The sequence below is a fragment of the Parapedobacter sp. SGR-10 genome, from assembly GCF_011030405.1.
GTDB lineage: Bacteria > Bacteroidota > Bacteroidia > Sphingobacteriales > Sphingobacteriaceae > Sphingobacterium.
The window spans coordinates 126,707-132,977 of the sequence record NZ_JAAJTJ010000009.1; the positions used below are offsets into that span (position 1 = coordinate 126,707).

6 protein-coding genes are annotated in these 6,271 nt (G+C 42.4%); 5 read left to right on the forward strand and 1 reads right to left on the reverse strand.

Features of this window, described 5'->3' with window-relative positions; all coding sequences use genetic code 11:
* Together G5B00_RS09135 and G5B00_RS09140 are read left to right on the forward strand one after the other, a co-directional pair.
* Entirely contained in the window at positions 1 to 2,322 is a 2,322-nt protein-coding gene (locus G5B00_RS09135; protein WP_163873841.1) for a TonB-dependent receptor, read from the forward strand.
* Positions 2,323 to 2,326: 4 nt separating this feature from the next.
* A complete protein-coding gene (locus tag G5B00_RS09140) occupies positions 2,327 to 3,130 on the forward strand; it encodes a DUF4249 domain-containing protein (protein WP_163873844.1) in 804 nt (267 codons plus the stop codon).
* Here G5B00_RS09140 and G5B00_RS09145 read toward each other — a convergent pair.
* Positions 3,113 to 3,721 (reverse strand): polysaccharide deacetylase family protein, encoded by a 609-nt coding sequence (locus tag G5B00_RS09145; protein ID WP_163873846.1) that lies wholly within the window; start codon positions 3,719 to 3,721, stop codon positions 3,113 to 3,115. The two genes, G5B00_RS09140 and G5B00_RS09145, sit on opposite strands and share 18 nt — an antisense overlap.
* Before the next feature lie 257 nt (positions 3,722 to 3,978).
* Here G5B00_RS09145 and G5B00_RS09150 point away from each other — a divergent pair, with 257 nt between their 5' ends.
* The 3 genes from G5B00_RS09150 to G5B00_RS09160 all read left to right on the forward strand — a co-directional run bounded on the left by G5B00_RS09150 (position 3,979) and on the right by G5B00_RS09160 (position 6,265).
* Positions 3,979 to 4,890, forward strand: a complete 912-nt coding sequence (locus G5B00_RS09150; RefSeq protein ID WP_163873848.1) for a ComEA family DNA-binding protein — start codon at positions 3,979 to 3,981, stop codon at positions 4,888 to 4,890.
* Positions 4,891 to 4,893: 3 nt separating this feature from the next.
* Positions 4,894 to 5,421 carry an adenine phosphoribosyltransferase gene (locus tag G5B00_RS09155; protein WP_163873851.1) on the forward strand — a complete coding sequence of 176 codons (528 nt, stop codon included), beginning with the start codon at positions 4,894 to 4,896 and terminating at the stop codon, positions 5,419 to 5,421.
* Positions 5,422 to 5,497: 76 nt separating this feature from the next.
* Positions 5,498 to 6,265: a TerC family protein gene (locus tag G5B00_RS09160; RefSeq protein ID WP_163873854.1), complete on the forward strand. Its 768-nt coding sequence runs from the start codon at positions 5,498 to 5,500 to the stop codon at positions 6,263 to 6,265.
* Positions 6,266 to 6,271: the final 6 nt, after the last annotated feature.

The following is a 6,271-nucleotide window of genomic DNA, read 5'->3' on the forward strand; positions in this document are numbered from 1 at the left end:
ATGAGGTTTCTTTTTGCTTTTATATTTTTCTTTTTTAGCTTTCTTTTCGTTCATGCGCAGCAGACTACTTCGATCAGTGGCTATGTCAAAGACGCTTTGACGGGCGAATTATTGATCGGGGCCTCCGTAGAAGTGGTAGACAGTCCCATCAAAAGCAGTAGCAACAGTTATGGCTATTTCGTATTGGATGTTCCTTCGATGGGAGGTACGCTTCGTGTCAGCTACGTAGGCTACCAAGAACTGATCATCACACTGGATAGTGTGGCCAAAGGTACGCGTCTCCAGATTGAACTCACTCCTTTGGGCAAGATGCTGGATGAAGTGGTCGTGTCCGGAAAAAAGGAAAATAAGAACGTGAGCAGTCCACAGATGGGGGCTTTGAATTTCAGTATGGAGGAAGTAAAGAATATCCCTGTAGTCTTTGGTGAAAAGGATATCATGAAAACCATCCAACTGCTTCCGGGTATAGGAAAAGGGGGAGAGGGCTCATCTAGTTTCTATGTGCGAGGTGGTGGAGGGGATCAAAATCTGATCTTGCTGGATGAGGCTACCGTGTACAACGCATCCCACTTAATGGGTTTCTTTTCTACATTCAATTCGGATGCTATCAAGGATATGGAACTTTTCAAAGGAGGGATTCCTGCACAATATGGGGGGCGTATATCATCCGTAGTAGACATCCACATGATCGATGGCAACAATAAACGGTTTGCCGCGGAAGGAGGATTAGGATTGATCGCATCCCGCCTAAAGTTGGAAGCACCTATTGTCAAGGATAAGAGTTCTTTCATGATCAGTGGAAGACGTACCTATGCTGATTTGTTCTTGAAGTTGTCCAATGATGAAACAGTCAACCAAAGTAAATTGTACTTTTATGATCTGAATACCAAAGTAAATTACCGTATCAACGACAAAAACACGATTTACTTGTCCGGATACTTCGGTAAAGATGATCTGGGCTACGGTAAGTTGTTCAGCTTTGATTGGGGTAATGCAACTGCTACGGCTAGATGGAATCATGTATTCAACGATAAGCTCTTCAGCAACACATCCTTGATCTATAGTGACTTTACCTATCATGTCGATGTATCCACGGATGAGAGTACTTTCCAGATTGCATCCAAGGTCGAAAATTTTAACTTCAAGGAGGATCTGACCTATTATGCCCATAATAACAGTACGTTTCGTTTTGGATTGAATGTATTGCGTCAACGTATCTCTCCGGCAAGTCTGCAAGCCCAAGGAAATTCAGCTGTCAATTCGATTGATATGGAAACCAGACAAGGCATAGAATCAGCTATATATGGATCGCACGAGTGGAAGCCAACGGGTTGGTTGTCTATGATCTATGGCCTGCGAGTGACCGACTTTATGGTCACGGGACCCGGAACATTCTATACATTTGATAGGGAAGGGGATCCGATCGACGAAAAATACTATGGTTCGGGTGTCATCAAGCACCATTTGGATGTGGAGCCCCGCCTGTCCCTGTCTGCGCTATTGGATACACGGCAAAGTATAAAAGCATCGTACAATCGCATTGTGCAAAATCTCCATCAATTGACCAATACGACGTCTTCTTTGCCCACTGATCAATATGTATTGAGCAGTATCAACATCAAGCCCCAGTATGCTGATCAGGTAGCTATAGGCTATTTTCGCAACTTTGACAATAATACCTATGAAACGTCCGTAGAGACATTTTATAAGTATATGGGCAACCAGATTGATTTTAGGAATGGAGCTGATTTGCAGGCCAATAGGTATTTGGAAGGCGACCTGCTGTTTGGGCAGGGTAGGGCTTATGGCATGGAACTTTTCCTACGCAAGGTAAAAGGACGGTTTAACGGATGGATAAGTTATACATTGGCCAAGAGCGAAAGGCAATTTGAACAAATAAATGATGGTGTCTGGTTCAATGCCCGTCAAGACCGTACACACGATATTTCTGTAGTGGGTTTGTATGAGTTGAGCAAAAAATGGTCGTTGGGTGCTACTTTTGTCTATTATACGGGTAATGCCATTACTTTTCCGAGCGGCAAATATCAAGTAGATGGGAAAACCCTGTTTTACTACACCGAGCGGAACGGCTATCGTATGCCGGATTATCACCGGCTTGATCTGTCCTTGACATACGAACCTCGTAGGGAGGACAAGCGTTGGCATTCCAGTTGGTCATTTGGTTTGTACAATGCCTACAACAGAAAAAATGCCTACATTATCGACTTTAGGGAAAACGAAAATAATCCCAATATCACAGAAGCATATAAGGTAGCATTGTTTGGTATAATTCCGTCCGTTACATGGAATTTTAAATTTTAGGGCCATGAGGATTTTGGTTTATTTGCTTTCCGTATTTTTAGTGTGCATGAGTTCATGTGAGGAACTGATCCATGTGGATTTGAACACAGGAGATCCCCGCTATGTGATCGAAGCCGATCTGGACAATATCTCCAGTACACAGACGATTCGTGTATCTCAGACTGTAGCTTTCAATGCGGACAAGGCTAGTGAGCCTATAGATGATGCTCAAGTGGAAGTGAAGAGTTCGGGTGGTCAAAGATATGTGTTTTATCCCATGGGAGATGGGTATTACCAAAATGCAAATTTTACACCTAAACCCAATAGTACCTATTATTTGTCTGTAAAGATAGATGACGAAGTGTTTACGGCTACGGAAGTGATGCAGCCCTTTATTAATGTAGACTCTATAGGCTCGCTTGAAGAAACCATATTCAATGAAACCAATTATTCTGTATTGGTCAAGTTTTCCGATCCTTTGGGGCAAGCGGATTATTATAAATATTTGGTCTCCATCAATCAACAACCTTTTCGTTTTTTTCAGGCTTATAGTGATAAGTACAACGATGGTCTGTATGTCACACATCAGTTGACGGATTTTACGAAACCATTTGCTTTGGGGGATAGCATCTTGGTCAGGCGGCAGATCATTACCAAACCCGTATTTGACTATTGGAACCAGATCCAGATGTTGAATCCGGGAAGTGCGGCACCGGCCAACCCCAAGTCGAATATTTCGAACGGTGCTTTTGGCTATTTCAGTGTGAGCAACAGCAAAGATTACGGTATTACCATCCGGTCGTACGATCAATTAAAGCTGAGAGAATGAGTAACCTTCCCGGCTGAGTTTTTCCAATACCAAAGGTAGAGTATGCTCCAGGCGAGGAATGGCTTTGACATTATCGTGAAAGACAACAATGGAACCATTTCTTACATTATCAACGACATTCCGATAGCATTTTTCTGGAGAAATACGGGTATCGAAGTCGTATGACAATACATCGAAGTAAACGATTTCAAATTTTTTTTTGAGTTGTCGAAGCTGTTTCCTCGTAGCGCGGAGATAGGGGGGACGCAGTAAGTTTGTTTGGGTGAGCTCCTGGCATTTTTGGATATTTTCAAAGTAAATGTCGTCGTCATGATCCCAACCTTTGATGTGATTGAAGGTATGGTTGCCTACTTGATGCCCTTCACTTTTGATACGTTCGAATATTTCTGGATGTTTTACGATGTTTTCACCGACACAGAAGAAGGTGGCCTTTGCATTGTATTCGGCCAAGATATCCAATATCCAAGGCGTGATATTGGGAATGGGGCCATCGTCAAATGTCAGGTAGACTATCTTTTCTTTGCGTGAACGATGCCAGGTAGCTTGAGGGTATATCCAGCGCAGAAAAAAAGGTGGTTTGACGAAACTCATGTTGCAATCTTAAATTTTATTCTGCAAATTTAAGGAAATTATATTTGGGTTTTGAGAGAGTACACATCTTAACATCAGGCACGCGTGTGCCTGAATTTGGGATAGACACCTATATTAAAAAGGAGAGGAAATATTATTAAAAAGATTGAAAAAAGAATATATTTTGTAATAAACCTCCCCCTACCCCCTCGGAGAGGGGGACAGTGATTAAAAAAGGCAATGCTGGCACAATGGGTAAGCTAATCAATTTTCCGGTGATGAAAAGGTTTTTTGCGTATTTCGGTTTTACAAAGGCAGAGCGGAGAGGTTTTTCGATCTTGATGTTGTTGACATTTGCGCTTGGTATCATTCCATTTCTATACCGTTATTTTAACGAAGAACGGGTGTTGGAGCATTCGGTAACCTATTTTTTGGCTGCCGACACCGAAAAGGATTTCCAAGGGAAGGATGTAAGATTTACTCCTAGGGACAAAGAAGGCAAGAAACGATACGAGCATATTTCTTATTTTTACTTTGACCCCAACGGACTTTCAGAAGCCGATTGGCAAAGGTTGGGTTTTTCGGCCAAACAGATTGCTGTCATTAAAAACTATGAGGCCAAAGGAGGCAGGTTTTACAAAAAAGAGGATGTCGCCAAGATCTATTCCATATCGAAGGAAGATTACGAACGAATAGAACCCTATATCCTCATCAAGGAAGGGCAGCGCAAATCTGTGAAAATAAATGAGGACAAAGTAGACAGAAAGTATGGTTATCGTGAAGAAATTGCCCCACAACTTATAGATATCAATGAGGCAGACACCTCGGACTTTAAAAAGCTTCGGGGGATAGGGTCGGTGCTATCTGCTCGTATGGTCAAGTATCGTGATGTATTGGGTGGATTTCATGCGATATCCCAAATAGGTGAGGTGTATGGAGTCGCACCGGAGGTTTATGAACAAATAGCTCCTCTGCTCGTCGTAGGGGAGTCTCATATCAAGAGGTTGAAAGTCAATACCGCGACAAAAGAACAGTTGGGCAGGCATCCTTATATCTCTAAAAAACAGGCTATGCTGATCGTGAACTATCGGTCACAACACGGTGCATTTGCCAATTTGGAAGATTTAAGAAAAATTCCTGTGTTGGATGACGATTTTTTTCGTAAAATTGAGCCATATATTGAATTTTGATCGATGCTCAGCAAAAAACTGCGATTAGCTATCCGTGATGTCCCGGATTTTCCCAGACCGGGGATTATATTTAAGGATATTACCCCTATTTTGAAAGATCAGGTACTGTGTAGGGATGTCATAGAAGAGTTTGTGACCCGTTTGGAAAATATACACATCGATGTCGTGGCAGGTATTGAGAGTAGAGGTTTTTTGTTCGGGATGCTATTGGCCGCACGTTTGAGTGTCCCCTTTGTACCTATACGTAAGCAGGGAAAGTTACCCTATGCAACCTTGTCTGAAACATATCAGCTGGAATATGGTGAGGCGACTATTGAGATACATACCGATGCATTTGAACCGGGAACAAAGGTTTTGATCCATGACGATCTATTGGCAACCGGAGGCACGGTCTCGGCGGCTTCCCGATTGGTGCAGAAGACTGGAGCAGAGGTGGTCGGTTTCGCTTTTTTGATCAGTCTGGATTTTTTGCATGCAAAGGAGCGTCTGGTAGAGTTTAATAAAAATATTATTTCTTTGATAGCGTATTGAACCAAGACCAGATGATCCCCGATAAAAGGTCTGGTCTTTAAGCAAGAAACATGTATTTAACTTTTTAATTTTTCTTATGGAATGGTTACTTGATCCGCAGATATGGATCTCTTTTTTGACATTGACAGTTTTAGAAATTGTCTTGGGTATCGACAACATTGTTTTTATTTCGATCCAAAGTGGCAAATTGCCTTTGGAACAACAGAAGCGGGCACGACGGATAGGGCTCATATTGGCCTTGGTCATGCGTGTAGCCTTGTTGTTTTCCATCAAATGGGTCATGGGGTTGACAACCCCGCTGGTCAACTTTGCAGAATGGTTCAGTATCACGAATCCGAAGATCGTACCTTATCTGATTTTGTCCGGTAGAGACTTGATTCTCTTTATTGGAGGTTTGTTCCTGATCTACAAAAGTACCACAGAGATCCACCACAAGGTAGAGGGACATGTAGAAGTCAGCTCCACTACACAAAAGGCGGTATCTTTTACCAGTGTTATCATACAAATCTTGATCTTGGATTTAGTGTTTTCATTGGATTCGGTTATCACGGCTGTGGGTATGGTTGATCAGATTGGCGTGATGATTGCCGCTGTGATCGTGGCTGTCGGTATCATGTTGCTGTCGGCAGAATCGATCAGCAAATTTGTCAATGACTATCCGTCGGTCAAGATGTTGGCTTTGGCTTTCTTGCTACTGATCGGGGTGTCCCTGACGGCAGAAGCTTTTGACCAGCATATACCTAAAGGCTATATTTACTTTGCAATGGCTTTCTCTGTATTGGTAGAGTTTTTGAATATCCGATCGCAGAAGAAGGCGTTGAAAAAAATTGAGGAGAATCAATAAACAGAC

Bases quoted from the DNA above. Each gene is read 5' to 3' on its own strand.
- G5B00_RS09150 (WP_163873848.1), top strand. From the start codon at position 3,979: ATGAAAAGGTTTTTTGCGTATTTCGGTTTTACAAAGGCAGAGCGGAGA.
- G5B00_RS09140 (WP_163873844.1), top strand. From the start codon at position 2,327: ATGAGGATTTTGGTTTATTTGCTTTCCGTATTTTTAGTGTGCATGAGT.
- G5B00_RS09155 (WP_163873851.1), top strand. From the start codon at position 4,894: ATGCTCAGCAAAAAACTGCGATTAGCTATCCGTGATGTCCCGGATTTT.
- G5B00_RS09145 (WP_163873846.1), bottom strand. From the start codon at position 3,721: ATGAGTTTCGTCAAACCACCTTTTTTTCTGCGCTGGATATACCCTCAA.
- G5B00_RS09135 (WP_163873841.1), top strand. From the start codon at position 1: ATGAGGTTTCTTTTTGCTTTTATATTTTTCTTTTTTAGCTTTCTTTTC.
- G5B00_RS09160 (WP_163873854.1), top strand. From the start codon at position 5,498: ATGGAATGGTTACTTGATCCGCAGATATGGATCTCTTTTTTGACATTG.